Here is a 2,036-nt window from a genome sequence, read left to right as displayed (position 1 = left end):
CTTATGGGGCGACCTTTTCAACCCTCGTCAGAAGCTTGCGCTTATCACTTTCGTTAATAAGGTTCGCCAGGCACGCGAAAAGATGCTGGCCGAAGGAATTGAGGAAGAGTATGCAGAGGCGTTGGTGAATTATCTGGCATTTGGAATAAATAGATTAGCAACATATTTGGTTGTATTAACTCGATGGAGACCTGATGTTCTCTCTTTTGAAAGAGCATTTGATAGACAAGCTTTGCCAATGGTTTGGGATTATGGAGAAGCAAATCCTTTTAGTGCAGCAAGGGGTTGTTGGGATTTAGAGCCAATGTTAGAAACTATAAATAACTGCACCCAAATCCCAACAAATAATGACCAATGTTCTAAAAATATTACAAAAAGTTCAGACAAAACATGTTCGATATGGCAATTTGATAAAAAAACAATTCCTGTACAAGTCTCCCAATCCTCCGCCACCTCCCTCCCCTACCCCGACAACTTCTTTGATGCGGTCATCACAGACCCGCCCTATTATGACAATGTGCCTTATTCATATCTATCTGATTTCTTCTATGTCTGGCTCAAGCGAACAATTGGCGAGCTTTATCCCGAACTTTTCACCACGCCCTTAACACCAAAAACCGGAGAAATTGTGGCATACTCTCATGGTGAAGGGGGCTTTGAAGGCGGGAAGAAGTTCTTTGAAGAAATGATCGCAAAAGCCTTCAGAGAAATTTACCGTGTATTAAAACCTGAAGGCATTGCCTGTATCGTCTTTGCCCATAAATCAACGGAGGCATGGGAAACTATAATCAACGCACTTTTAAACTCAGGGCTTTACCTCACAGCAAGCTGGCCTGTGCATACTGAGATGAAAGCCCGCCTCAGGGCAAAGGAATCAGCTACCCTCGCCTCCTCCATCTACATGGTCTGCCGCAAGCGAACAGAAAGCAAAACAGCTTACTTCAATGAAATTAAGCCATTGATTGAGCAAAGGATTAAAGAAAAGCTCGACCAGTTCTGGAACGAGGGCATAGGGGGAAGCGATTTCTTCATATCAGCCATAGGCCCTGCTATGGAGGTATTTGGAAAATACGAAAGCGTTGAGAAGCTCTCAGGAGAAAAGATATCCGCAAAGGAACTGCTTGAGTTCATCCGAAAAAGCGTGGGCGAATATGCGCTTACTAAAATCCTCAAAAGCCCCCAGCTTGGCGGCATAGACGAAGAGAGCAGGTTCTACCTCCTCTGGCGCTGGACTTACAACTCAGCAAAGGTTCACTTTGACGATGCTAGAAAGCTTTCTCAGGCTGTCGGGATAGAAATCACCGAGCAGTGGGGAAGCGGCTTTATCAAGAAAGAAAAGGAGTTCATCTCTGTTCTTGATGCCCGAAATCGAGGAAAGAAGTTTCTAGAAAAGGAAAAGTTCAACACCATGATCGATGTCCTCCACGCCAGTCTGCTCTACTGGGAGCAGAACAACAGAAAAGCGATTTCTGAGCTCCTCGAAACTACCGGTAATCTGAAAAGCAGCGCCTTCTGGCAGGTGGCTCAGGCAATCTCGGATGTCCTGCCGGATGGAGATAAGGAGAAGCAGATGCTCCAGGGCTTTTTGTATGGGAAGGAAAGTTATGGTATGATTAATATTAAGACAGAGAAGTATCAACAAACACTATTTAATGAGAAACAGACATGATCCGCCGAGTGCAGGTTCTTCATTACCTAGCTCTTAAATATATAGATATAAAACTTTTAAATTTTCACATTCTTGTTGGACCAAATGCAAGTGGAAAGAGCACCTTTCTTGATGTTATTAACCTAATCAAAGATATTCTCAATGAAAATCCCCATAATGCAGTAGAAAAGAGGGCATCTCGCTTTGATGAGCTTTTATGGAACCAGCAAGGCAGTAGGTTTGAAATCGCTATCGAACTTGGTATTCCGGAAGATATTAAAGAAAAGTTAAAGGATAAGGTTTTTTCCTTAGTGCGGTATGAGATATCCCTTCGAGATTTCTTTAATCAATGTCTCCCAAGGCCCCTTGGGCAACATAACTGGCCGCT

2 protein-coding genes are annotated in these 2,036 nt (G+C 43.5%); both read left to right on the top strand.

What is annotated here, in order from left to right; genetic code table 11:
* The coding region (locus ACUVXA_RS20245; RefSeq protein WP_445873102.1) for a DUF1156 domain-containing protein at nt 1-1,669 on the top strand (1,669 nt) is incomplete at its 5' end.
* Nucleotides 1,666-2,036 (top strand): AAA family ATPase (locus ACUVXA_RS20240; RefSeq protein ID WP_445873101.1); only part of this gene is annotated, 371 nt, incomplete at its 3' end. The genes ACUVXA_RS20245 and ACUVXA_RS20240, both read left to right, overlap by 4 nt.

It is taken from the genome of Candidatus Jordarchaeum sp. (genome assembly GCF_052745115.1).
This window is presented reverse-complemented; position numbering and strand designations above follow the sequence as displayed.